20 protein-coding genes and 5 tRNA genes are annotated in these 24,324 nt (G+C 39.2%); 14 read left to right on the top strand and 11 right to left on the bottom strand.

Annotated elements, in window-relative coordinates; translation table 11 throughout:
• Positions 1 to 125: 125 nt before the first annotated feature.
• On the bottom strand, positions 126 to 968 hold the full coding sequence (locus tag PR725_RS04345) for a MetQ/NlpA family ABC transporter substrate-binding protein (RefSeq protein WP_004912542.1): 843 nt from the start codon (positions 966 to 968) through the stop codon (positions 126 to 128).
• 213 nt (positions 969 to 1,181) lie between these two features.
• Between PR725_RS04345 and PR725_RS04340 the strand changes: the two genes are divergently transcribed.
• From PR725_RS04340 to PR725_RS04320, 5 genes are all read left to right on the top strand, one after another.
• Positions 1,182 to 2,306, top strand: a complete 1,125-nt coding sequence (locus PR725_RS04340) for a CMD domain-containing protein (protein ID WP_272567744.1) — start codon at positions 1,182 to 1,184, stop codon at positions 2,304 to 2,306.
• A 4-nt stretch (positions 2,307 to 2,310) separates the two neighbouring features.
• The gene (locus PR725_RS04335) at positions 2,311 to 3,771 is read left to right on the top strand and encodes an NAD(P)-binding domain-containing protein (RefSeq protein ID WP_109911500.1); all 1,461 of its coding nucleotides are present in this window, start codon (positions 2,311 to 2,313) and stop codon (positions 3,769 to 3,771) included.
• Between the two features lie 3 nt (positions 3,772 to 3,774).
• Positions 3,775 to 4,788: a methionine ABC transporter ATP-binding protein gene (locus tag PR725_RS04330; RefSeq protein ID WP_109911499.1), complete on the top strand. Its 1,014-nt coding sequence runs from the start codon at positions 3,775 to 3,777 to the stop codon at positions 4,786 to 4,788.
• The gene (locus tag PR725_RS04325) at positions 4,785 to 5,453 is read left to right on the top strand and encodes a methionine ABC transporter permease (RefSeq protein ID WP_004264861.1); all 669 of its coding nucleotides are present in this window, start codon (positions 4,785 to 4,787) and stop codon (positions 5,451 to 5,453) included. The genes PR725_RS04330 and PR725_RS04325 overlap by 4 nt, the downstream gene beginning before the upstream one ends.
• 360 nt (positions 5,454 to 5,813) lie before the next feature.
• Positions 5,814 to 7,580 carry a potassium/proton antiporter gene (locus PR725_RS04320; protein WP_272567740.1) on the top strand — a complete coding sequence of 589 codons (1,767 nt, stop codon included), beginning with the start codon at positions 5,814 to 5,816 and terminating at the stop codon, positions 7,578 to 7,580.
• Between the two features lie 246 nt (positions 7,581 to 7,826).
• Here PR725_RS04320 and PR725_RS04315 read toward each other — a convergent pair whose 3' ends face one another.
• The 4 genes from PR725_RS04315 to PR725_RS04300 form a co-directional block, all read right to left on the bottom strand.
• The gene (locus PR725_RS04315) at positions 7,827 to 8,120 is read right to left on the bottom strand and encodes a helix-turn-helix domain-containing protein (protein ID WP_004912555.1); all 294 of its coding nucleotides are present in this window, start codon (positions 8,118 to 8,120) and stop codon (positions 7,827 to 7,829) included.
• Positions 8,121 to 9,537: 1,417 nt separating this feature from the next.
• A tRNA-Lys gene (locus PR725_RS04310) sits at positions 9,538 to 9,613 on the bottom strand.
• Between the two features lie 33 nt (positions 9,614 to 9,646).
• Positions 9,647 to 9,722, bottom strand: a tRNA-Lys gene (locus tag PR725_RS04305).
• Positions 9,723 to 9,758: 36 nt separating this feature from the next.
• Positions 9,759 to 9,834: transfer RNA gene (locus tag PR725_RS04300), tRNA-Val, on the bottom strand.
• Between the two features lie 421 nt (positions 9,835 to 10,255).
• Here PR725_RS04300 and gltX point away from each other — a divergent pair.
• The 4 genes from gltX to PR725_RS04280 all read left to right on the top strand — a co-directional run bounded on the left by gltX (position 10,256) and on the right by PR725_RS04280 (position 13,192).
• Positions 10,256 to 11,677: a glutamate--tRNA ligase gene (gene gltX, locus PR725_RS04295; protein WP_004912558.1), complete on the top strand. Its 1,422-nt coding sequence runs from the start codon at positions 10,256 to 10,258 to the stop codon at positions 11,675 to 11,677.
• Positions 11,678 to 11,826: 149 nt separating this feature from the next.
• A complete protein-coding gene (locus PR725_RS04290) occupies positions 11,827 to 12,858 on the top strand; it encodes a two-partner secretion domain-containing protein (protein WP_272567736.1) in 1,032 nt (343 codons plus the stop codon).
• Between the two features lie 140 nt (positions 12,859 to 12,998).
• Positions 12,999 to 13,074, top strand: a tRNA-Ala gene (locus PR725_RS04285).
• Positions 13,075 to 13,116: 42 nt separating this feature from the next.
• Positions 13,117 to 13,192, top strand: a tRNA-Ala gene (locus tag PR725_RS04280).
• Here the strand turns inward: PR725_RS04280 and gcvA are convergent.
• Entirely contained in the window at positions 13,193 to 14,092 is a 900-nt protein-coding gene (gene gcvA / locus PR725_RS04275; protein WP_272567733.1) for a transcriptional regulator GcvA, read from the bottom strand.
• A gap of 113 nt (positions 14,093 to 14,205) precedes the next feature.
• On the opposite strand from gcvA, the gene PR725_RS04270 reads away from it, so the two are divergent.
• Positions 14,206 to 14,829 carry a glutathione S-transferase family protein gene (locus PR725_RS04270; RefSeq protein WP_004912566.1) on the top strand — a complete coding sequence of 208 codons (624 nt, stop codon included), beginning with the start codon at positions 14,206 to 14,208 and terminating at the stop codon, positions 14,827 to 14,829.
• A gap of 14 nt (positions 14,830 to 14,843) precedes the next feature.
• Complete coding sequence (locus PR725_RS04265) at positions 14,844 to 15,881, top strand: LLM class oxidoreductase (RefSeq protein ID WP_196718972.1); 1,038 nt, start codon at positions 14,844 to 14,846, stop codon at positions 15,879 to 15,881.
• A 56-nt stretch (positions 15,882 to 15,937) separates the two neighbouring features.
• On the opposite strand, the gene PR725_RS04260 is transcribed toward PR725_RS04265, so the two are convergent.
• Positions 15,938 to 16,690 (bottom strand): SDR family NAD(P)-dependent oxidoreductase, encoded by a 753-nt coding sequence (locus tag PR725_RS04260; protein ID WP_109911495.1) that lies wholly within the window; start codon positions 16,688 to 16,690, stop codon positions 15,938 to 15,940.
• Positions 16,691 to 16,813: 123 nt separating this feature from the next.
• Here PR725_RS04260 and PR725_RS04255 point away from each other — a divergent pair, with 123 nt between their 5' ends.
• Positions 16,814 to 17,230: a MarR family winged helix-turn-helix transcriptional regulator gene (locus PR725_RS04255; protein ID WP_109911494.1), complete on the top strand. Its 417-nt coding sequence runs from the start codon at positions 16,814 to 16,816 to the stop codon at positions 17,228 to 17,230.
• Here PR725_RS04255 and PR725_RS04250 read toward each other — a convergent pair.
• From PR725_RS04250 to zipA, 4 genes are all read right to left on the bottom strand, one after another.
• The gene (locus tag PR725_RS04250) at positions 17,227 to 17,442 is read right to left on the bottom strand and encodes a DUF3820 family protein (RefSeq protein WP_109911493.1); all 216 of its coding nucleotides are present in this window, start codon (positions 17,440 to 17,442) and stop codon (positions 17,227 to 17,229) included. The two genes, PR725_RS04255 and PR725_RS04250, sit on opposite strands and share 4 nt — an antisense overlap.
• A gap of 81 nt (positions 17,443 to 17,523) precedes the next feature.
• On the bottom strand, positions 17,524 to 18,708 hold the full coding sequence (locus PR725_RS04245) for a NupC/NupG family nucleoside CNT transporter (protein ID WP_004264869.1): 1,185 nt from the start codon (positions 18,706 to 18,708) through the stop codon (positions 17,524 to 17,526).
• 275 nt (positions 18,709 to 18,983) lie between these two features.
• On the bottom strand, positions 18,984 to 21,002 hold the full coding sequence (gene ligA, locus PR725_RS04240) for an NAD-dependent DNA ligase LigA (RefSeq protein ID WP_109911492.1): 2,019 nt from the start codon (positions 21,000 to 21,002) through the stop codon (positions 18,984 to 18,986).
• 57 nt (positions 21,003 to 21,059) lie between these two features.
• Complete coding sequence (gene zipA, locus PR725_RS04235) at positions 21,060 to 22,061, bottom strand: cell division protein ZipA (RefSeq protein WP_272567730.1); 1,002 nt, start codon at positions 22,059 to 22,061, stop codon at positions 21,060 to 21,062.
• A 218-nt stretch (positions 22,062 to 22,279) separates the two neighbouring features.
• On the opposite strand from zipA, the gene cysZ reads away from it, so the two are divergent.
• Together cysZ and cysK are read left to right on the top strand one after the other, a co-directional pair.
• A complete protein-coding gene (cysZ, locus tag PR725_RS04230; protein WP_109911490.1) occupies positions 22,280 to 23,044 on the top strand; it encodes a sulfate transporter CysZ in 765 nt (254 codons plus the stop codon).
• Between the two features lie 243 nt (positions 23,045 to 23,287).
• Positions 23,288 to 24,241, top strand: a complete 954-nt coding sequence (cysK, locus tag PR725_RS04225; RefSeq protein WP_004912592.1) for a cysteine synthase A — start codon at positions 23,288 to 23,290, stop codon at positions 24,239 to 24,241.
• The last annotated feature ends 83 nt before the right edge of the window (positions 24,242 to 24,324 follow it).

Raw genomic sequence — 24,324 nt, 5'->3', positions numbered from 1 at the left:
ACAAATTCAACACGAATATTTTTCACATTAAATCAGTAAGATATTTAGTTTATATAGAAAAAACCACTAATTAATAAAAATTAGTGGTTAACGTAATACTAATAATAAAAAAACAGACTAGGGTTTTATTTAGGATATTTGTTCCAGCTTTCAGGTTCAATAAAACCATCGTAAATACGCTGCGAACGAATATAATCTGCATATTCTTTAGACTCAAAAGCTTCTTTCAAATCTTTTGCCCACTGAGCATCTAGGTCTTTTTGCATGACAGTCACAATAACACGATGCTCTAGCGGTGAATTTTCTACGACCAAGCCATCAGCAATGCGCTGACCTGCACTTGCAACATAGTTGCCATTCACAACGACAAAATCGACATCATCTAATAATCGTAACCCTTGTGCTGCATCAGTTTCTCGGATATCTAAGTTATATTTATCAGGCGAAATATCATTAACACTAAAGCTTAATGTACTCACATTTGGCTTAATTTTAATCCAACCTAACTGTTCCAGAATTCTAGCACCACGTTCTGCATTAACAGGGTCATTAGATAGCGCGACGATCATACCATCTTTCACATCATCCAGTGTTTTATGTTTATTTGACCGCAGACTTTGTGGCGCACTCGGTGAATCCGTCAATGCCACCATGTTAATATTATTCTTTTTGTTATAAGCCTCCATATAGGCGCGGCTTTGATTAACAGAAGCATCGATTGAACCTTCTTCAAAAGCAGGATTAATTTGCCTATTCTGCGAAAATTGGCGCAAATTAACCGTATAACCTTTTTTCTCTAAAATCGGGACGATACCTTTATCCACTTGGTCAATATAATTACCAACACCAAAGCCTATCGTAATTTGTTTTTTATTCGGATTATCTTTTTCACTATTATCACCACAACCTGCCAACGCAACTAAAGCCGTAGTAATTAAAGACAAGCCTATTATTTTTTGTTTTAACATATGTAACAACCCTGTAAAGATATTTTGGGCAGTATAATCATAATTAGAGAGCACGACTTAGACTATATCGTTATAACTTAATACAAAAGTAATATAAGGGCTTAGTTTAATTTCTTTTGGTTATAAGCATATAACAAATAGATCGTTCGATTAGTGATGTGATTGATATGTAATGAAGGAGATAAAAAACGTTTAAAAAAAGTGAGTTACTTTATGACTATTTCCAATAATGATGTAATTAATTATTTAACTAACTTAACACCAGATTCCAGTCTAACTAAGATTCGCCATGAACGTAATGTGGCGACTGAAAATACTCAAGCCGTATTTGAAGCCATTTTTTCAGCGCCCTCGACACGGCTAACAAGTGATGTGAAATATTATTTTGCCCATGAAGTTGCAAAAATTACAGGAAGTCCCCGCCTTGCTGAATTTTATTTGCAATTAATAAACTCAATTCCTGATGAACCGCATAGCAAACCACTTGCCACAGCAAAAGAATATCTGCAAGTTTTAACACAGTCACCGAAAGACACTCATTACCAATTGATTGCCGAATTAACTAACCAAGGTTGGCAAGAAAGTGACATTATTTTACTTGCTCAATTAATAACTTATGTCACTTATCAAGCTCGGCTAATCGAAGGGATTCTGTTACTGACGGATAGTAGTAATCTTACAAATAGTGCACCTAAAGTTGTTGCAGGTAAGTGGAACCACCAACCTTTAACCCGCAAAGGAAATTCATCCCCAACCGCTTTTACACAAGATAATTTAGGATGGGAAGCTTGGATTTCAGCAAGAGATGCGAAGACATTATCCGCTGAAGAAGCCCAAGTTATGAAAAAATTTGGTCAATTAAACTCTGAATATTTTTTACTACTTGCCCATCAAAGCAAAATTTTAGAATTACGAACTTTAATTGACCGTGGCGTATTTTATACCTCTGAAGGGCTACCTCGCTGGGAACGTGAATTTGCAGCAGCTGTAACTAGTAAAGTTAATGGTTGCATATACTGTGCTTCTGTTCACGCAAGAAAAGCCAGTCAATATGCAAAAGAGCGACGCGCTGATGTTGATAAACTATTAGCAACGGCGACAGGTTCAGTACTTGCAGAAGGTTTTGATGACAGACTACTAGCCATCACAGATTTGGTTGCTTCCTTGTCTGCAACCCCCATCCAAGCCACATCATCACAAATTAAAGAGTTACAAACGCTAGGCTTGTCTGAACTTGAATTACTCGATTTAGTTCAATCAACAGCCTTCTTTTCATGGGCGAACCGCTTAATGTTATCACTAGGAGAACCCTTTGAAATAGCCGAGGGCAAGGAGTAATTCAATGGAACTGATTATGGGTTTAGAGGCATTAGAAGCGCAAATAAAACAAGATTTGCAATATTTAAATTTACCAATAACGTCTTGGTCATTATCAAAAAACTGTCCTGAAAACCAAGTTATTGATGTCGCTATCATTGGCGCGGGCATGTCAGGGATTGCAGCAGCTTTCGCTCTGAAATTACGCGGAATTAACGCCATTGTTTTCGATCAGGCCGCTTCTGGCAAAGAAGGCCCATGGCAAAGCCCTGCACTAATGGAAACATTACGTTCACCAAAACATGTGGTTGGCCCTGCACTTGCATCTCCCTCATTAACTTTCCAAGCTTGGTTTAAAGCCCAATTTGGTATTCAAAAATGGGATGAACTTGATAAAATTCCACGTTTGCAATGGGGTGAATACCTGCAATGGTATAAAACCATGACTGAACCCCATGTGCTTAATCAATACCATCTCGTTGATGTACAACTTAATGATAACTACCGTGAATTAATTTTTAATACCCCTGAAGGAACAGTCAGTTATCAAGCACAACATGTTATTTTAGCAACGGGTATGGAGTCTTTTAGTGAGGCCAATATCCCTAGCTTTATGAATGATATTCCAACAGCCTATTGGGAACACTCCTACGCAGGCACTGACTATCGCCGTTTTAAAGGCTTAGATATTGGTGTTGTAGGTTATAGTGCAGGAGCGATGGATAGCTCAGCAACGGCATTAGAAAATGGCGCTAATTCGGTTGAAATTTTGATCCGAGCTAACGATATGCCTCGTGTAAACCGAGGAAAAGTTGCTGGAAGTGCAGGTTTTACCAATGCATACACCTATTTTACCGATGCTCAAAAGTGGCATTACACGGATTATGTTGCTAAAGCTAAAACACCAGCCCCTCACGGAAGTACCTTGAGAGTCTCTCGCCATGAAAATGCTTATTTCAATTTCAATACTCAAGTTAAATTTATTGAAGTAAAAAACAAAAAGTTGCACGTCACGACCACAACAGGCAAATTCATATTAGATTATTTAATCTTGGCAACTGGCTATCGAATTAATTGGGCTAAGGACAGAGCTTTTCATCAATTATCTCCGCTAGTCAAAACATGGGGGGATGCATACACACCATCTTTCCATGAGGAAAATGCAGAGTTAGCTTCACACCCTTATTTAGGTAATCACTTTGAATTTCAAGCTAAAAGCAACTCAGACACATTAAAAATCAATCAGTTATATTGTTTTAATTTAAGCGCATCACTCAGCATGGGGCCCGTTATAGGGTTAATCCCCGGAACGAATGTTGGAGCTGAACGATTGGCTGACCATATTGCCGCTCAATTGTATCTGAACCATCAAGAACAACATCTTGAGCAAGTCAAAAATAGCCAAGAAGCTGAATTATTAGGTGATGAGTGGCTCCCCGCTGCACCACCTTCAGAACGTATGCAATTAACTGATAATGTAGAGTAAATTATGATTACCTTTCAAAATATTCAAAAAGTCTATGAAAAAGATGGGCAGTCTTTAGTTGCATTGCAAGATATTAATTTGCATATCAATAAAGGGGATATCTTTGGATTTATTGGTTATAGCGGAGCTGGTAAAAGCTCACTTATCCGCCTAGTGAATCAATTAGAAAAACCAACCAGTGGTGCTGTTATCATTAATGGCCAAAATATTGCTGAGCATACCCCAGCAGAAACTCGTTCACATAAAAAAAGCATCGGTATGATTTTCCAGCATTTTAATTTACTGGAAACGAAAACTGTTGCACAAAATATTGCGATGCCCTTAGTACTCTCAGGTATCGATAAACAGGAAATCACTCAGCGAGTTGATAGCATTCTTGAATATGTCGAACTTAGCGATAAAAAAAACCAATACCCAGGGCAGTTATCTGGTGGACAAAAACAACGAGTTGGTATTGCTCGCGCTTTGATCAATAACCCACAAATTTTATTATGTGACGAGGCCACCTCAGCACTTGACCCACAAACGACTCGCTCAATTTTGCAATTATTAAAAAAGATCAACCAAGAACAACATATTACTATCTTACTCGTGACTCACGAAATGGAAGTTATTGAACAAATCTGTAACCGTGTTGCTGTTATGGAATCAGGTAAAATTGTCGAAGAAGGAACCGTACTTGATATTTTTGCCAACCCACGCCAAGACACAACCAGAAAGTTTGTAGGAACCGTGTTAAACGAAGAAATTCCAGAGCGCGTTCTACATAACTTAGAACATCAACAAGATGTTTATCGTCTTGAATTTTTAGGAACTTCCGCTCAACAACCTGTTGTTAATGAGTTAATACTGAAAGAAATTGTCAAAATAAATATTTTATTTGCCAACATGAAAGAAATCAGTGGTGTCGTGCTAGGTAGCATGTTTGTCCAATTTATTGGTGATAAAGAAAAAATGGATGAGGCGGTTTCTTTTCTTCGTCAACGTGGGGTTGCTGTCAATAAGGGGGCAATATGACACAATTATTCGAAACCGCTTTAACAACTAAACAGTTTTTATTAGCGATGTCAGAAACCTTTACGATGGTCAGCGTTGCACTCGTATTAGGCTCTATATTTGGGATTCTGTTAGGTATCGTACTTGTTGTAACGAGGCCAGACGGTATTTGGGAAAATAAATGTATTTATCGTATAGTGAACCCTATTATTAATATTATTCGCTCATTGCCTTTTATCATATTATTAGTTGCAATGATCCCCCTAACACGCTTTATGGTTGGAACCTCAATAGGAACAACTGCAGCAATTGTACCATTAGTTATTTTTATTGCTCCTTATACTGCACGTTTAGTTGAAAACTCATTACTCAGCGTACATTCAGGTATTATTGAAGCGGCTGATTCTATGGGAGCAACAAATTGGCAAATTGTTTGGCACTTTATTTTACCTGAGGCGAAGTCATCATTAATCCTAAGTTTAACCGCTGCCAGTATTACTTTAGTTGGTGCAACCGCCATGGCAGGCGCCGTTGGTGGTGGTGGTGTGGGTGACTTAGCTCTAAACTATGGTTACCAGCGTTTTGATAATGTCGCAATGGCTATCACCGTTGTTACATTGGTAATTATCGTTCAAGGCATGCAATTTATTGGCGACTATTTAGCTAAAAAAGCTCGCTATCATTAGTGTAATGGTGAAGGTCGAAAATTTTTTCGGCCTTCTTTATTTTGACCTTACTTTATAAATGCCTATTCCCTCCCTTCAATACTTCTCTCCCCACGCCATAATTATCTTTGATTAAAAAAATATAATAAGCCCACCTCGATGCTTACTTATTCAAATTTATCGTTTTTTTACGTGCTTTAACTCACTTTAATGACAAAAAATGCGATAAATAATCAAATTATTTAAATTTATTTATATTATAATCATGTAGATATACTTTTTAATGGATATTATCGGCTTTTCGCTAAAATAATCTATTCTCAGTGTATATTTAGTTATCTTGCTATTTTGACATTTTTTGCTTTCTACGCGCGCTTTACGATGCATCGTCAGCGTTTTATTCACTTACAGATTAAACTGATTATGCCAACTATTGAACAACTCATTTTATTGATTTCTATACTCATTCTTTTGGGTATTTTCTCTAGCAAATTGTCTGCTAGACTTGGTTTACCCATGCTAGTCATGTTTTTATTTATTGGCATGTTAGCCGGTGAAGATGGGATAGGTAAGATTACGTTTGATAACGTTAATGTTTCGTATGCCGTTGGTTCTCTTGCTCTTGCTTTAATTTTATTTGATGGAGGTCTGCAAACATCCGTAAAGTCAATTCGTTTAGTTTGGAAACCGTCTTTTACACTAGCAACACTTGGCGTTCTTGTAACTGCTGGTGTAACTGGGCTCGTCGCAGCTTATATTCTCGGTGTCCCTCTGCTTGAAGGGCTACTACTTGGCGCTATCGTCGGTTCTACCGATGCCGCTGCCGTCTTTTCCTTACTGCGCAACGCTGGGATCTATTTAAACGAGCGTCTGCAATCTACTTTAGAAATAGAAAGTGCAACCAATGATCCTACTGCCATATTCTTAACGGTTGGTTTATTACAACTCTTAATGAATCCACAAGCTTCAGGTAGTGAATTAATTTTGCTATTTTTTAGCCAGATGGGAATAGGGACAGTTGTTGGCTTGAGTGTTGGCTGGGTTTCAGTCAAAATTATCAATAAGATTAAGCTACTAGCAACTGGATTATATCCTGTCCTTGTCGCTGCATGTGGACTACTTTCTTTCGGGCTCGCCAGTAACTTAGAAGGCAGTGGTTTCTTATCTATTTTTGTTACCGGTGTGGTAATTGGTAATCATCGGTTTGTTTTTCAACGTAATACATTTTTATTCCATGATGGATTAGCATGGCTAAGCCAAATTATCATGTTCGTTATGTTAGGGTTACTTGTCAACCCAAGTTCTCTTATTGAAGTCTGGCTTGAAGGCTTAGTTATCGCCCTTGTCTTAACTTTTATTGCGAGGCCATTGGCTGTAATACCTGTCCTAAAATTATTTGGTTTTCCAAAACCTGAAATAACATTGATTTCCTGGGTAGGTTTACGTGGCTCAGTGCCTATTATTCTCGCTATTTTCCCGTTTATCTACGGGCTACCTAATGCCCATCTGATTTTTGACGTGGTTTTCTTTGTGGTATTAATCTCAGCAACTTTACAAGGCTCAACCTTGCCTTATGTAGCACGTAAATTGAATTTAATGCAGCCACCTCCATTGATCCCTGCAGCCACTTTAGATATTACCGCAGTAGACCAAATAGATGCTGATTTAGTGGAATATACTTTAGGGGAGGATTGCTCTGCGGTAGGTCGTCGGTTATCACAATTAGCATTACCAGACCAAACTGTCATTGCAATGATTACGCGAGAAAAAAGTGTTTTACCACCAAGGGGGTCAACTATTCTTCACGCTGATGACCATTTATTCGTTGTTCTTAAACCTGAAAACCGTATTTTCCTTGAACGTCTTTTTTCAGAAAAAAATATCTCTGAGCACATACCTATTGAACTACCCGATACAGGGTTAAGTCTAAAAGGAACGACGCGATTAAATGAGATCCAATCCTCTTATGGTATTCAAATTGATAACGGCGATGAAAGGACGCTTAACCAATTTATTTATGCTTCTATATCGAGTCCTTTACAAGATACCGTCATAAAACTAGAACAACTGCAATTAAGAATTGGAGAAATGATCGAAACACGTATCGTCACAGTAATATTAGAGCCAATTCAAGAACAAGAAAGTTAACTAGGCATAAGCACGCCAGAAAAACTACCCCCATACCGAGTGAAATATTAAGTAATTGTTAGTTTAAGGATATAAAAATAAAAGCCCTTTCGGGCTTTTATTTGTTCTATTATGAAACATAAGCTAAAAATAGCTATTGTCTTATTTAAATCATACACAGCAGATACATTTAATTTACGTTCCCAATTGAAATAATTAAGAACGAAAGTTAATTACGTTTCATTCTGAGACAATATGGATATTTGGTTATACAAGGGTATATGCAGAGCTTTCAAACCCTTTATCACCAGTGCTCTCATCTACTTGAGTATCATCTTGTAGGACTTCACTAAAAAACTCACCCATGTTAACGTCTAAAACTTTTAACACTCGAACAAGGCAATCTATATCAATACGATTAACACCGCGCTCGTAACGAAATAGCTGCTGTTCACTTATATCTATCTCTTTAGCTAACTGAAAAACAGTAAAGCCTTGAGCTCTTCTAAGGGCTTTTATTTTTTGTCCAACTGCACAAGCGACAGGATATTTCGTGTTCATAAACATTCTCGCTTCAATTTATATTAAGGAAATAAAAATTAGCAGATAATTATCTACATATTTTATTTTTATATTTATGTGTATAACATTTGATAATGCTATAGTCGATTCAGCATATATCGGAAAGAATGATATACTACCATTATAATTAGTTTCAACTAGTCCTAAATTGACATTGCAACTATGTAACAAAGTATTTCACTCTATACACTTCATGTTTAAAATCAAAATAGTGCTGTAATATCACCTAGTTACGCACAAAATGAGTAATACCTCATGCTTATATTCCATAAGACACCCACCTTTCTTTGGAATATTTATCTAAAAAAGACCCATATGGCCGATGTATAATCTAAAAACAAAGGAAATAAACAGAATTATTTAACACTGTAACAATATTAATGTTATTGATACAATTTAAGTTGGAGAAATGTGATAAACCCAGTTTAGATGGTACTTTTATGTAAAAAATAGTAAAAACAATCAATTTTATCTCTAAAACTCTCTGATTCGACAAAATATCAGTACGCTAAAAAGCCAGTTAACCTGTTACAATTAGCGAAATAGTAAATTTTTAAAGTAGCAAGAATAAAATTTATAATATTCAAGTACCAAACATAACAAAACCATAACGTTAAGAAAGCTTATTATTCATTTTACTAGATGAGCATCACAAAATTATGAAAAATGACTTTCATCGACAATCTAATTTGGTTCTTACTAGTTTCTATTTTTTACAGTACGCAGATTGCTATAATATTTCAAAAACAAACACGATCTCAGAGTTTATAACCAAGATGTAGTATCTCACATTTACGATATAATAAAAATAGTTTATAAAAAATTGATATGTACTTTCTCTATTCCACAAAATAGCAATTAGACATTCATTTATACAATTTTATTTTGTCATTTATGCCTAATTAAATCATTATAGTCTATCGCTTACTCCTTTATTATCTATTAGTAGTAAAATATATTCTGCTAATGCCATATAGAAATATAGGTGTAAGAACGAAATGATCATTGCAAAGCGCATCCTGAATTATTCTACATATCAGGCAAGCAGTATAATTGCTAATTACTTTAATCCTTATTGAGTCCTTTAAGAAATAAAACTGCCATAATATGTGTGTATTCGCTAGATTTAGTCTGCAATAACACCATGTCTTAATGGTGGGTCGTACAGGATTTTCCCTACGGGCTGAACCTACAACCAGCTTGTCGAGGTATAGCTTGGCAACTTGAGTATTTACTTGATTGGGAATTAACTTAGAAATGGCTGAGATGGTGGGTCGTGCAGGATTTAAATCCTTCGGATTTTCCCTACGGGCTGAACCTACAACCAGCTTGTCGAGGTATAGCTTGGCAACTTGAGTAGTTACTTGATTGGGAATTAACTTAGAAATGGCTGAGATGGTGGGTCGTGCAGGATTCGAACCTGCGACCAATTGATTAAAAGTCAACTGCTCTACCGACTGAGCTAACGACCCATCTTGGAAATTCTGATTTTTTTACTGCTTAGATGGTGGGTCGTGCAGGATTCGAACCTGCGACCAATTGATTAAAAGTCAACTGCTCTACCGACTGAGCTAACGACCCATCTAAATTGTATTTTAATGCAAGTATCTAATGAAGTGGTGGGCGATAGCGGGCTCGAACCACTGACCCCCTCCTTGTAAGGGAGGTGCTCTACCAACTGAGCTAATCGCCCCGTCGTCGATGGAGGTGCATTATAGGGATACTGAGTTCTGAGTCAACGCTTTTTCAATAGATTTTTATCGTTCGTTGCAAAAATAATCAAGATGTTTCAATATTCACCAGAAAAGCTGCCTTTTTAATCAATTACCTATCATTTTCTCTTTGTTCTTTTAAGAAAAAAACAGAAATTATTTTTAAAGCGCATTTATTTATGTCAAATTTGTCGAAACTGCGTAATTTCTTGTCTTCTATTCTGATAACTTGATTGAGGAATCATTGTAGGATGATAGAATAGATACACATTTTAGCAATGCTTAGACATTTCGCTGTTTAGAACATCAAACTTGCTACCCAGTTAACTGTGCTTGTTTTTAGTCTTTTACAGTAAATAGATAAGCGCTTCAAAAACATGTTTTGCAATTAAGGCAATCTCGATGAGTAAAATCAAAACCCGTTTTGCGCCAAGTCCAACTGGCTATTTACACGTTGGTGGTGCACGTACCGCTCTGTATTCCTGGTTATTTAGTCGCCACAATCAGGGCGAATTTGTCCTGCGTATTGAAGATACTGACTTAGAACGTTCAACTCAGGAAGCTATCGACGCCATTATGGACGGTATGAACTGGTTGAATTTAAATTGGGATGAAGGCCCTTATTATCAAACTAAACGTTTTGACCGTTATAATGATGTCATTGATCAAATGTTAGATGCGGGTACCGCTTATCGTTGTTATTGTTCAAAAGAGCGTCTAGAAGCGTTACGTGAAGAACAAATGGCAAATAACGAAAAGCCTCGGTACGATGGTTGCTGCCGTGATCATGCTCACAACCATACGCCAGATGAGCCACACGTTGTTCGTTTTCGTAATCCACAAGAAGGTTCCGTTATTTTTGACGACAAAATTCGTGGGCCAATTGAGTTTAGTAACCAAGAACTGGATGACTTAATCATTCGCCGTACTGATGGTTCCCCGACATATAATTTCTGCGTCGTAATTGATGACTGGGATATGGAAATCACTCATGTTATTCGTGGTGAAGACCATATTAATAACACACCTCGCCAGATCAATATTCTAAAAGCATTAGGGGCACCAGTGCCTGTGTATGCCCACGTGTCAATGATCCTAGGTGATGATGGTAAAAAACTGTCAAAACGCCATGGTGCAGTTAGCGTTATGCAGTACCGTGATGACGGTTATTTGCCGCAAGCGCTTCTTAATTATCTTGTGCGTTTAGGTTGGTCTCATGGTGACCAAGAAATTTTCACCGTTGAAGAAATGAAAGAGTATTTCAGCCTTGATGCTATCAGTAAATCAGCAAGTGCGTTTAACACTGAAAAACTGCAATGGTTAAACCACCACTATATCAATACATTACCAGCAGAAGAAGTTGCAACCTATCTTGCATGGCATATTGAACAACAAAACATTGATACCAGCACAGGGCCTCAATTAGTTGATCTAATCAAATTACTGGGTGAACGCTGCAAGACATTGAAAGAAATGGCGGAATCCTGCCACTATTTCTACCAAGATTTTGAAGAGTTTGATGCTGATGCCGCGAAAAAACACTTACGACCTGTTGCACGTCAACCGTTAGAAGTCGTAAAAGATAAGTTAGCTGCGATCACTGATTGGACGGCTGAAAATGTTCATCAAGCCATCGAAGCTACTGCAGCTGAATTAGAAGTGGGTATGGGTAAAGTGGGAATGCCTTTACGTGTTGCTGTAACAGGTGCCGGCCAATCTCCAGGCCTTGATGTGACCGTTCACGCTATCGGCCAAGCCCGTTCAATCGCTCGTATTGAAAAAGCACTTTCATTTATTAGTGAGCGCGAATCAAGCGCACAATAATAACGACTAAAATTAAATAACCTCATGCGTCTTATCACGTATGAGGTTATTATTTATATATTACCTGGGTTCATATAAAATCTTAATTAGACGTATGGGTGATGATTAATTTATGGTAAACACTTCTATCACACAATTACGGTCATTAAATGAAAAAATTCATTATCAATCTCACAATCATATTACCTATATTAATATTTTCAAAAATGAGTTTTTCCTCTATTCTCTCAGAAAAGAAAGTACTCATTGATAATAGTAAAAACCAACAAATTAGAATAGCTGAAAACAGAAACAATATTCCTATTATAGAGGTAAACCCAAGCGATAAAAACCAAGTTTCCCATAATTATTATCAAGAATTTCATGTTAATAAAAAGGGATTGAAAATCAATAACCACCCTATTTATCCAGCAAAATTAATTATTAGCGAGGTCACTTCCAATAACAAAAGTTATATTAACGGTAATATTAATATTAACACCGAGAAAACCCATCACCTTATCGTCAACCCCAATGGGATCAACTGTAATCGCTGTAGCTTTGATAATTTAACCACTTTAACAGCCTTTTCAGTCCAACATATTAATAATCAAGGAGAATATAAACCCAATATAGTTCAAAAAGGAACAATCAACATCAGTAAATTAAAAAATAATTATAATGACTTGAATTTGATAGCCAATAAAATTAGGTTTAATAAAGAAAATTACTCTGAAGGAAGTATTAAAATTTATAATGGTGATGTTAAAATCACAAAAGATGAAATAATTATTCCAGATATCTTTCCTGAGGCAATACCACAACAGCGGAAAAGAAAAAATATTCTGATAAGGCCAGCTGCAACGGTAAATACACCTTATCTATTCATTCATAGCGAAAATGAATTTAATATAGCAAATAATGGAATTATTAATACTAAATGCACAGAGATCTCAACTCTAGGTGAGTTTCAAGGAAAGGTGTTTTCCGCCATTAATATCACACGGCCAGATGATAAAAAAACCTCATCAATAAGCATGAATAACATATCATTAAAAAATACGCTCCTTCTCGTTGATAGCAGTAGCTTATTGCTTATGGCTCCAAATCTAACTAATGATGATATCCAATATAATAATACGCTGCTCTTGAGAAACGGTGCAAAAATTAACATCGGCCAAGGGTTTGGCTTTAATAAATAAAAGTTACCCGCTGATTACTTCAATCATTTGAATTAGCTAGAATTTGCTTTATATTTAATCAATCGGTTTGGAAATGCTATTATTTGATTGACACTCTCTCTAGCCTTGAATATCATCCCTGCGTCCAAAAGATTTTGTTTGGGGCTATAGCTCAGCTGGGAGAGCGCTTGCATGGCATGCAAGAGGTCAGCGGTTCGATCCCGCTTAGCTCCACCATCTAATTCCCTGTTAGATGGCACAATACAAAACATTTCGATTGGGGCTATAGCTCAGCTGGGAGAGCGCTTGCATGGCATGCAAGAGGTCAGCGGTTCGATCCCGCTTAGCTCCACCATTAACTTTCTACACTTTCAGTCTGTTTAGCTTCCGATTTAATCCAATTTAAAAATGCTAAAACTTCTGGTTTTTCAATAGATTCCGGTAACATCACTAAATAATACGCGAACCTCGCTGGCCATGGCTTATCAATCACTTGCACTAGCCGCCCTTCTTCGATTTCCTGTATCGCATACTCTTTTGGGACTAAGGCTAAACCTTGCCCTGCAATCGCAGCACGGATCAATAAATAATCATCATCAAATGCACTTCCCCGTTTTGCTCTTTCGCTATTTTCCACGCCATGAGCCGCTAGCCAAAGTGACCAGTCCATACGGTCATTATCTTGTAATAATGAGTAATTCAGGCAGTCTTGCGGGGTTTCAATCGCGCTATTAATCGGAAAATCAGGACTCATCACCGGTAATAAAACAGGTGTAATTAACCGCTCACTCACTAAATTTGGGTAATGCCCTAAACCATGGCGAATAGCTATATCAACCCGCTGCTGATGCAAATTAACTAATGCTGAAGAAGCTTCAATATGCACCTCAATTTCAGGATGTGACTGCGTGAACCTCCCTAAACGGGGTACTAGCCAAGAGGCGGCAAATGAAGGAACGGTACTAATGTTAATCGTTTTTTCTTTACGAATATTTTCTAGCACATACATTGAACCTTCGATTTGTTCGAATGCCTGCAACAACGCAGGGTAAACACACTGCCCTGCATGTGTTAATTCCATGCTGTGGTGACTGCGCACAAACAATGGCATTCCAATCCGTTCTTCTAATAAACGAATTTGCTGGCTAACCGCACCTGATGTCACACCAAGAAAGTGTGCGGCGCGCTTAATACTTTTATGTTTCGCCACTTCGGTGAAAGCTCGTAAAGCAAGTAATGGAAGAACCGGATTCATAGTTTAGTTTTTCTAAATTTAAGTTGAGTTAATATGGTTTTATTTTCTTCAGTAGAAAACCAATAATCAAGGCATCAATTCAATCTTAACGATATAGAAAAGCGAATACAACTATGCTTGAACTTTATACTGATAGCTCACCAAATGGATTTAAAATAACAATAGCATTAGAAGAACTAAACCTTCCATACCACCTTAATCATATACAAATTTCTCGTGGTAACCACCAGCAACCCGCTTTTTTACAGTTAAATCCTCATGGACGTATTCCTGTTATTTATGATCCACAAACAGAGATTACTCTCTTTGAATCAGCCGCAATTTTATTATATCTTGCTGAAAAAACAGGCCAACTTCTTCCCGCTATCCCTAAACAAAAGTGGGAAGCCATTAAATGGCTACAATTCCATTCTGCCAGTTTAGGGCCGATTATAGGTCAATGGGTAAACTTCGCTATTTTCGATAAATCACCAAAGCCAGAGATTGTGGAACGCTATTTTAATATGACCCACAAGGCACTCGCGGTATTAGACAAACAACTCGAAAATGCACCTTATCTTGCAGGCTCTGATTACTCCATCGCAGATATCGCTAATTTCGGCTGGTTACACATTGCTCAGGTTATTGCGTTCGATTTTAGCCAACACACACATTTAACGAAATGGTATGACCGAGTTGCCTTGAGACCCGCTGTCATGAAAGGGATCACTCTACCCGCCCCTGCTACAGAAGCCTAATATTGGACAATGACATGAATACATCCCCATTTTTCCCTAAACAAAAAGCACAGCCATCATCGTCCTTTGCATCTCATGTAGGCTATAATCGTATGTTTTCTCCTAACAAACTTACTGTCGGAATTTTCCTGCCCTTACGTTTTTATCAAGGAGATACCCAGATATTAAAAGGGCAAATAAACTTAATCGAACATATTGATGAATATAATTTTGCTGCAGTTTGGGTGCGAGATATTCCCTTATTCGACCCATTGTTTGGTGATGCAGGTCAGTTATTTGATCCTCTGACCTATTTGTCCTTTATTGCTGCCAGAACAAAAAATGTTGCATTGGTTACAGGAAGCTCGATTTTTTCATTACGACACCCAATTGATTTAGCCAAAGCGGCCACCACAATTGACCAACTTTCAGGTAACCGGCTAGTAATGGGTATTGCCTCAGGAGATAGAGCTATTGAGTTTCCTGCCTATGGTATTAATTATGAGCAACGTGCAAAAAGATTTGCACAGGCTGTTGATTACTTTAGGCAGTTAATGGCTGATGGGTTACTGAATATTCAATCCCCACTAGGTGAGTTCAATCGAGCCCAGCTACTCCCGAAACCAATCACTGGGCAAATACCATTAATCGTCACAGGAGGCTCAGGCCAATCTAAACAGTGGATTGCTGATTATTCCGATGGTTGGTTATCCTATCCTGAAGCTACCAGTCATCCAGAAGGCGCTCTTCGTTTAGCTGAGAAAATTGCATCCTGGCGTGCCCTCATCCCTGAACATGACTTTAGGCCACATATGACAAATGAATGGATTGACCTTGTCGATGATCCTGATTTCCCGCGCACTCCTTTACGAGGAGGATTCACTCTACGAACAGGCCGTAACGGTTTGATTCAACTACTCGAAGAATGGCAAGCTGCGGGAGTTAACCATGCCGCGATTGGAATTCAATACTCTGAGCGACCAGCTTTAGAGGTACTACAAGAAATGGCTGAAGAGGTTTTACCACATTTCCCTAGCCACCAAGGGATGCAAAGCAGGCTCGTAGACTGGTAGTAATTTTGGCGTCTTCCCTCATTTTGTGGCTGACGCCAAACCTTGATTATTTTGCATCACTGCGCAGTATAACCACCATCAATAGGAATAAACGCCCCTGTTATAAAGCTACTCTCTTCTGATAACAAGAAAGCGACAACATTAGCAATTTCTTGCCGAGTAGCCATTCTACCCATTGGATGAGTTGAAGCCATCCATTGCTTCGTTTCCTGTGGTAATACGCTAATATTCGGTGTTTCTACATAGCCGGGGCCAACCGCATTGATACGAATACCTTTTTGAGCGTTTTCTAAGGCTGCTGAACGCGTTAACCCCAGTACCGCATGCTTTGCTGCGGTGTAAGGTGCTATGCCCGCTATCCCTGTTACCCCATTGCAAGCTGATAAATTCACGATAGCTCCCCCACCACTGCGCAAAATCGCAGGAATACTGTACTTCAAACCATGAAATGTTCCTGTTATATCGGTCTCGATCACCTCATGCCAAGCCTCTAAAGGATAATCTTCAATATTGACGCCATGAGGCCCAGTGATCCCTGCATTATTCACCAAGTAGTGCAATGCACCGTATTGTTGCTCAATTTTTTCAACTGTTGTTTTAAAGTCTTGTGCATTTGCGACATTCATTTTTATGGCATAGACACGTTGTCCTGTTGGGTCTATTTCTTTAGCGGCTTGTTGTAAAGCTGCCTCATTACGCCCCGTAATTACCGCTATTGCGCCAAGTGAATACAGCTTTTGTGCAATAGTGAAACCGACACCTGTCGATGCCCCTGTTATAAGCGCAACTCGCTGATTAAATTTACCCATAGCTCACCTCAATTATAATTAACTTTAGTTAACTATAATTAATTAACTAAAGTTAATCAACTGGTCGTCTTATTATTAAAATCAATATATACTCAACAGATTGAATATTACGGGATCGTCATAATGCCAAATTCTCTTGAAGATGCGCTTTCTCTACTGCAATGTACGCTAGTTGCACGCAGAGTTAGCTTTACCCCTGAACAAATAACTTGGGGCCAATATGATGTGCTAGAGATATTGAGATTAAAAGGAGACTTAACACCAAGCCAGTTAAGCCAAGCACTTGGCCTTTCTCGCCAAAATTTATCGAAGTTTCTTCGAGTTCTGAAATATTATGAATTTGTCGAGCAATATCAATCTGAAGAAGATAGACGGGAACTGATCACCCATTTAACCGACAAAGGGCATCATTTTTTGCAGCGTGCAGCCACAGGACGTGCTGAAAACGCGGCTAAGGTCAAAGCAGCATTAACCCCCCAAGAGCAAAAGTTATTTATTACTTTAAGCCAGAAGATTACTCACGCACTAGGGCACAATTAACCTCGCTTTAAAGGCTTTACTAGCCCTTCTAAGCCTTCTATTTTTAACCCTAGGGTCATCTCCATTAACTGCCCTAAACGTCCAGCAGGAAACTCTCCTTTCTTATAGAACCATAATAAATATTCTTCAGGTAAATCAATTAATACGCAGCCTTTATATTTACCAAATGGCATATAGGTATTGGCGATATCAATGAGATCTTGTTTTTCCATTATAAGTTCTCTTTTGTGTCAAAGCATAAAAAAACGGCGCTCATTTGAACGCCGTTTCTTAATTTAGCATGTTTTAGTGGATTACAAAACTAACCCGACAACGGCTGCAGATAAGAAGCTAACTAGGGTTGAACCGTACAGTAATTTCAAACCGAAGCGAGCCACGGTATTACCTTGTTTCTCATCTAAGCCTTTAATCGCACCCGCAATAATACCGATGGATGAGAAGTTAGCGAAAGAAACTAAGAATACAGATAAGATACCAACAGAGCGCTCAGATAACCCACCAGCAATCGCTTGTAAGCCGTCCATCGCAACGAATTCATTCGTCACCATTTTCACTGCCATAATTCCGCCAACCTGTAAGGCTTCATCGGCAGGAATACCGAGCATCCACGCAAACGGATAGAACACGTAACCTAACATGGTTTGGAAGTCGATACCGAATACGGCTGAGAAAATACCGTTAATCATCGCAATGAGGGCAATAAAACCAATTAACATTGCTGAAACGATAATTGCTACTTTAAACCCTGCAAGAATATATTCACCTAACATTTCAAAGAAGCTTTGCCCTTCATGCAGGTTGCTCATTTGAATATCTTCTTCACCTTCCGGTGGATACGGGTTAATCAGTGAGAGTACAACGAAAGTACCAAACATATTCAGAACCAATGCAGCGACCACGAAACGTGGCTCTAACATGGTCATGTATGCCCCAACGATAGACATAGATACCGTTGACATGGCTGTTGCGGCCATGGTGTACATTCTGCGGTCTGACATCCGGTTCAATTGGTCTTTATACGCAATAAAGTTTTCTGACTGACCCAATAACAATGAGCTGACTGCGTTAAATGACTCCAATTTCCCCATACCATTCACTTTCGATAGCACGGTACCGATGATACGGATCACGATAGGAAGAATTTTGACGTGCTGTAAGATCCCGATCAACGCAGAAATAAAGATGATTGGGCATAATACTTGTAAGAAGAAGAACGCTAAGTTGCCTTCAATCATACCGCCAAAAATAAATTTGGTCCCTTCTGCTGCATAGCCTAGCAAGTGGGTAAATACCCCTGCCACACCAAGAACAAATGATTCGCCAATATTCGATTTTAAGAACAGATAAGCTAATGCAATTTGAATAACCAGTAGTTGAACAACATAGCGAGGGCGGATCCCTCTACGGTTACTACTGGCTAAAATAGCAAGAGCAGCTATTACTACTAAAGATAAAACGAAATGCAGGATCGAGGTCATATGCGACTCCAACAAATTTAAGAATCAGTCTATGTGCATATTCTATGTAATAGACAACATTTAAATGAGACGGAGGTCACATTAATATGAAAGCTTACTAGGTGTATTTTGCAAAAAGAAGAAGGGGATCACGTTTCAACTATAACAAATCCTAGTATTCGCTTTTTTTGCACAGAAATTTTACTGAGAATTTAAGTTAAGACTTACAACAACCTGCGTACAAAATTGTTGCCTACAGAGATTGTAGGCAACTAAGCCAAATTGAATATAGTTCACTATTGAATATTCAGCAAACGAATCAATTCATTTTCATCTATAACACGTATGCCAAGTTCATTTGCTTTCGCTAATTTAGAACCTGCAGCCTCACCAGCAATCACCAAATCTGTTTTTTTAGAGACGCTTCCTGAAACCTTTGCACCTAAAGCGACTAATTTGTCTTTGGCTTCATCACGCGTCAAGATACTCATTGACCCTGTTAGCACTACCGTTTTACCTGCAAATGGGCTATCAATTTCTGCACTGTTGACGACTTTTACTTCAGGCCAATGAATATTTGCCTTAGTCAGTAAATCTTCAATCACCGCTTGGTTATGAGGTTCGCGGAAAAAATTGACCACATGCTTCGCGACCACATGACCAATATCTTGAACCGTTTTTAGTGACTCTTCATCTGCCGCCATCACGGCTTCAAGTGTGGTGTAATGCGCGGCTAAGTTTGCCGCCGTTGCTTCACCAACTTCACGAATTCCAAGGGCATAAATAAAACGAGCTAACGTCGTTTGTTTAGACTTATTGAGTGCATCAACCAGATTTTGTGCCGATTTCGGCCCCATTCTATCCAAGCCTGTTAAGATACCCGCACTTAATTGATATAAATCTGCCGGCGTTTTGACATACTCTTTTTCAACTAATTGGTCGATAATTTTATCGCCCATGCCATCGACGTCCATTGCTCTGCGTGAGACAAAATGTTTCAGTGCTTCTTTGCGTTGTGCCCCACAAATAAGCCCACCTGTACAGCGCGCTACCGCTTCGCCTTCGATTCGTTCGATATCAGAGCCACATACTGGGCAATGAGTTGGAAAAACAATTTCCCGGCTATCTGCAGGGCGGTTATCAACCACAACACTGACGATTTGCGGAATAACATCTCCGGCTCGACGAATAATAACCGTGTCACCAATATGCACACCAAGGCGTTCGATTTCATCGGCATTGTGTAAAGTCGCATTGCTGACAACGACGCCTGCAACTTGCACGGGCTCTAAACGCGCGACAGGCGTGATAGCCCCGGTACGCCCGACTTGAAATTCAACATCTTTTAATAATGTCACTTGTTCTTGCGCTGGAAATTTAAACGCGGTCGCCCAGCGAGGCGCTCGAGAAACAAACCCTAACTCTTCTTGAATCGCAATCGAGTTAACCTTAATAACCACACCATCGATATCAAAGCCAAGGTCAGGTCGAACTTGCTCAATTTCATGGTAAAAATCCAATACTGCCTGATGACCAACACGTAATTGAACATAATCACTAACCGGTAAACCCCATGCCTTGAATTGCATTAAACGGTCATAATGTGTATCTGGTAAAGAGCCTCCTTCCACAAGCCCCACACCATAACAATAAAAAGTAAGCGGCCTTTTAGCGGTAATACGTGGGTCTAATTGGCGTAAAGAACCTGCTGCTGCATTACGTGGGTTTGCAAAGACTTTGCCATCCGTTTTGCGTGCTTGCTCATTAAGCGCTTCAAAGCCTTTTTGGGGCATAAAAACTTCCCCACGGATCTCAACGCGATCAGGAATATTGCTTCCCGTTAAACGCAATGGGATAGCACGAATGGTTCGAACATTCGCAGTAATATTTTCGCCTACGGTTCCATCGCCCCGAGTCGCGGCCTGTACTAGCTCACCGTTTTCATACAGCAAACTGACCGCTAACCCATCTAACTTGAGCTCACAACAAAAAGTCAGTTCTTGATGATTTTTCAAGCGATCCCTGACTCGCTTATCAAACGCAAGATAGCTTTCTTCATCAAAAACGTTATCTAGCGACAACATAGGAATTTCATGGCGTACGGTATCAAACGCAGCTAATGGTGCAGCACCAACACGTTGAGTCGGTGAATCACTGGTGACAAGTTCAGGATGCTGCGCCTCTATCTCTTTTAGACGTTGCATTAACTTGTCATATTCCACGTCTGGAATTTCAGGCGCATCTAATACATGGTACTGATATTCATGATGACGTAACTGCTTTTTTAATTCGTCTATTTCTTGTTTGGTAGTCATGATTCACTCATACAGATAAAAAACCCCCAATTAATGGGGGTTTTGTTCAATGTTTACTTAACTTAGTGTGTTTCTAATTCGTGCATGATACACCTCTATTTTTTGAGGTGTCAGCATTTTGCGTTCGTCATCAAGAACAACCCCTCCCGTATCTGATGCGATACGTTGAGCCGCTTGCAACATCAGTTTGAAATTTTGCCCTGCATCACCGTAAGACGGTACCATCATAAACATGGAAACCCCTGGGGTGGTAAAGTCCGCCATTGTCTCAGGGTCAAATGAGCCCGGCTTTACCATGTTAGCTAAGCTAAACAGCACAGGCCCTGTACCAGACGGATTCACATGACGGTGGAATATTTTCATTTCCCCAAATTGGAAACCGGCTTGTAAAATACTCTGCAGTAACAATTCACCTTGAAGTTCTTGTCCTTGAAGAGCGGCTACGTGAAGTACCAGGACTGTCTCCTTGCTACTTGTTGTAGCAGAATTTTCCTGCGGCTCAGCTTTCTTCTCAATATGCTGCGTCTCTTGTTCATAGGTACTCGGCTGAGGCTCTTCGCTCAATTTAGTTGAATCAATATGCGGCTCAGCGGCAGTACCAATGACTGGCTGAGTACGAACTTCTGGCTCAATAGCCACTTCCTCACTCATATTAATGGTGAGTTGCTCAGGTACATGAACAGGTTCAGTACGTTGGTGCATCGTAGGCTCATTATGAACTGGCGATTTAGCCTCTGGCTCCATATTCATAATAATGCCAGGTTCAACCGATGCCTGTGGCTGTATATTAGGTTCAACTGGAGACTCATTTTTTACCGGATATACAGGCTCAGTCGCAGCGGGGTGAACAGGCGCTTGCTGAGTAGGTTGATTTTCAGTAAATAATGCGGAATCATCATATTCTGATGAATTCTCTTGCATATCGTTTTTTCTACGTTTTACGGGTCTATCGCGAAATAACTTTGAGCGCTCTTTACGGCTGGTCCATAAACCATGCAGTAATAAAGCGACAATCGCTATCGCACCTACGACCACTAATATCAGACGCAAATCCTGCATCGCTGCTATCTCTAGTTGATGAATGATAATGCCAATACGGCGGAAACTACCCTAAGATTATTTCTCAATTGCTCTAAGTGCAACCCCCAGAACGATTTTCTTACAAGAAAGAGAATATTCCGCTTTCATTTGCTGCTTTTTTAAGCGAATAATGGCTAGTCAGCCTAATTTCATATCTATATGATACATGGTCAACCGAAAAGGAGAGAACAAGAAGTATGACCCAATCGACATTTTCGACACAAAAAGACCATTCCGGTTTTTATTATTTTACACAAGGGTGGAGATTAATCACTCGTCCCGGTATTAAACGTTTTGTTATTTTGCCCCTATTAGCCAATATTTTATTCTTAGGCGGCGCATTTTGGTGGTTATATACCAAGCTTGGTGGCTGGATAAACCAAGTGATGAGTTACGTTCCTGACTGGCTACAATGGCTCGACTATGTTATTTGGCCAATCGCCGTTATCTCAATACTGCTCGTATTTACCTATTTCTTTAGTACGGTTGCTAATATTATCGCGGCGCCTTTTAACGGTTGGCTATCAGAGAAACTCGAAGCTGAGCTAACGGGTAAACCATCGCCAGATACGGGTGTGGCTGAGTTATTAAAAGATGTTCCTCGTATGATAAAACGCGAGTTTGTCCGAATCGGTTACTACTTGCCTCGCGCTATTGGGTTATTAATCCTATTTTTCATACCTGGTATTGGCCAAACTGTCGCTCCGGTACTGTGGTTTTTATTTGGTGCTTGGATGATGTCAATTCAATATTGCGATTATCCGTTTGATAACCATCGTGTTGGTTTCAGTGAAATGAAGCAAGCGCTTGCCAAAGAACGAATGAGAAATGTTCAATTTGGTGGTGTCGTTAGCCTGTTAATGATGGTGCCTTTTGTCAACTTAGTGATCATGCCTGTTGCTGTCTGTGGTGCAACATTGATGTGGGTTGACCGGTATCGTGAGCGTTACGCACGTTACTAATTTTATCAATAATTGGTATACAATAATTGCGCAGGCTTATCGCCTGCGCCTTTCTCTTATCGAATACTTCACTTCTTTTCAGCGAAATTTCTTAGAACAATTGGATCTAAAATAGCATTACGTTATAAGCTTATACTCAAATCATATTTGCATTAATTTGTTCTTAACGTATGTTGAATCCATCTCATTATTTTTTTATTAATACCGATTACATTACCGGCTAACCGATTTTAAGGATATCCCATGAGCAAAATTTATGATGATAACTCGTTGACCATTGGCCACACCCCTCTTGTCCGTTTAAAGCATTTTGGTAATGGCAATATTTTAGCAAAAGTGGAATCTCGCAACCCAAGCTTCAGTGTTAAGTGCCGTATTGGTGCGAACATGATTTGGGATGCAGAAAAAAAAGGTATCCTCAACAAAGATAAAGAATTAGTTGAGCCAACCAGTGGTAATACGGGTATCGCTTTAGCCTATGTGGCTGCGGCAAGAGGTTATAAATTGACGTTAACCATGCCTGAAACTATGAGCATTGAACGCCGTAAACTGCTCAAAGCATTGGGTGCCAACCTCGTTTTAACCGAGGGTGCAAAAGGCATGAAAGGTGCGATAGCTAAAGCTGAAGAGATAGTGAATAGTAACCCTAAAAAATACCTATTACTTCAACAGTTTAATAACCCAGCAAACCCTGAAATTCATGAAAAAACCACAGGGCCTGAAATTTGGGAAGATACCGATGGCAATGTAGATGTTGTAGTCGCAGGTGTCGGTACGGGTGGGACAATTACCGGTATTGCAAAGTATCTGAAAAATACCAAAGGTAAAGATGTGACTATCGTCGCTGTTGAACCCGAAACATCTCCTGTCATTACCCAAGCTTTGGCGGGCGAAGAAATTAAGCCGGGTCCTCACAAAATACAAGGGATCGGCGCTGGGTTTATTCCAGGTAACTTAGATTTAAAATTGCTTGATAAAGTCATTCAAATCAGTGATGACGAAGCGATTAAAACCGCACGCGAGCTGATGGAAAAAGAAGGTATTCTCGCAGGGATTTCATCAGGTGCAGCAATTGCTGCTGCCACTAAGATTGCCGCTGACCCTGCTTATAAAGGTAAAAATATTGTCGTTATTTTACCTTCTTCAGGTGAGCGTTATCTGTCAACTGTCCTGTTTGCTGACATTTCCGCTGAATAACATAATTTCGTTACAATATCGTTAAAAAAGCACCTAAATGGTGCTTTTTTTGTGGCATGGATCAAACTTTAGCACGGATGGAG

Origin of the sequence: Providencia sp. PROV255, assembly GCF_028478065.1 — a bacterium.
Taxonomy (GTDB): domain Bacteria; phylum Pseudomonadota; class Gammaproteobacteria; order Enterobacterales; family Enterobacteriaceae; genus Providencia; species Providencia rettgeri.
Note: the sequence above shows the minus strand (reverse complement) of the source record. Positions and strands in the feature narration are given on the sequence as shown.

Bases quoted from the DNA above. Each gene is read 5' to 3' on its own strand.
- PR725_RS04345 (WP_004912542.1), bottom strand. From the start codon at position 968: ATGTTAAAACAAAAAATAATAGGCTTGTCTTTAATTACTACGGCTTTA.
- PR725_RS04340 (WP_272567744.1), top strand. From the start codon at position 1,182: ATGACTATTTCCAATAATGATGTAATTAATTATTTAACTAACTTAACA.
- PR725_RS04335 (WP_109911500.1), top strand. From the start codon at position 2,311: ATGGAACTGATTATGGGTTTAGAGGCATTAGAAGCGCAAATAAAACAA.
- PR725_RS04330 (WP_109911499.1), top strand. From the start codon at position 3,775: ATGATTACCTTTCAAAATATTCAAAAAGTCTATGAAAAAGATGGGCAG.
- PR725_RS04325 (WP_004264861.1), top strand. From the start codon at position 4,785: ATGACACAATTATTCGAAACCGCTTTAACAACTAAACAGTTTTTATTA.
- PR725_RS04320 (WP_272567740.1), top strand. From the start codon at position 5,814: ATGCATCGTCAGCGTTTTATTCACTTACAGATTAAACTGATTATGCCA.
- PR725_RS04315 (WP_004912555.1), bottom strand. From the start codon at position 8,120: ATGAACACGAAATATCCTGTCGCTTGTGCAGTTGGACAAAAAATAAAA.
- gltX (WP_004912558.1), top strand. From the start codon at position 10,256: ATGAGTAAAATCAAAACCCGTTTTGCGCCAAGTCCAACTGGCTATTTA.
- PR725_RS04290 (WP_272567736.1), top strand. From the start codon at position 11,827: ATGAAAAAATTCATTATCAATCTCACAATCATATTACCTATATTAATA.
- gcvA (WP_272567733.1), bottom strand. From the start codon at position 14,092: ATGAATCCGGTTCTTCCATTACTTGCTTTACGAGCTTTCACCGAAGTG.
- PR725_RS04270 (WP_004912566.1), top strand. From the start codon at position 14,206: ATGCTTGAACTTTATACTGATAGCTCACCAAATGGATTTAAAATAACA.
- PR725_RS04265 (WP_196718972.1), top strand. From the start codon at position 14,844: ATGAATACATCCCCATTTTTCCCTAAACAAAAAGCACAGCCATCATCG.
- PR725_RS04260 (WP_109911495.1), bottom strand. From the start codon at position 16,690: ATGGGTAAATTTAATCAGCGAGTTGCGCTTATAACAGGGGCATCGACA.
- PR725_RS04255 (WP_109911494.1), top strand. From the start codon at position 16,814: ATGCCAAATTCTCTTGAAGATGCGCTTTCTCTACTGCAATGTACGCTA.
- PR725_RS04250 (WP_109911493.1), bottom strand. From the start codon at position 17,442: ATGGAAAAACAAGATCTCATTGATATCGCCAATACCTATATGCCATTT.
- PR725_RS04245 (WP_004264869.1), bottom strand. From the start codon at position 18,708: ATGACCTCGATCCTGCATTTCGTTTTATCTTTAGTAGTAATAGCTGCT.
- ligA (WP_109911492.1), bottom strand. From the start codon at position 21,002: ATGACTACCAAACAAGAAATAGACGAATTAAAAAAGCAGTTACGTCAT.
- zipA (WP_272567730.1), bottom strand. From the start codon at position 22,061: ATGCAGGATTTGCGTCTGATATTAGTGGTCGTAGGTGCGATAGCGATT.
- cysZ (WP_109911490.1), top strand. From the start codon at position 22,280: ATGACCCAATCGACATTTTCGACACAAAAAGACCATTCCGGTTTTTAT.
- cysK (WP_004912592.1), top strand. From the start codon at position 23,288: ATGAGCAAAATTTATGATGATAACTCGTTGACCATTGGCCACACCCCT.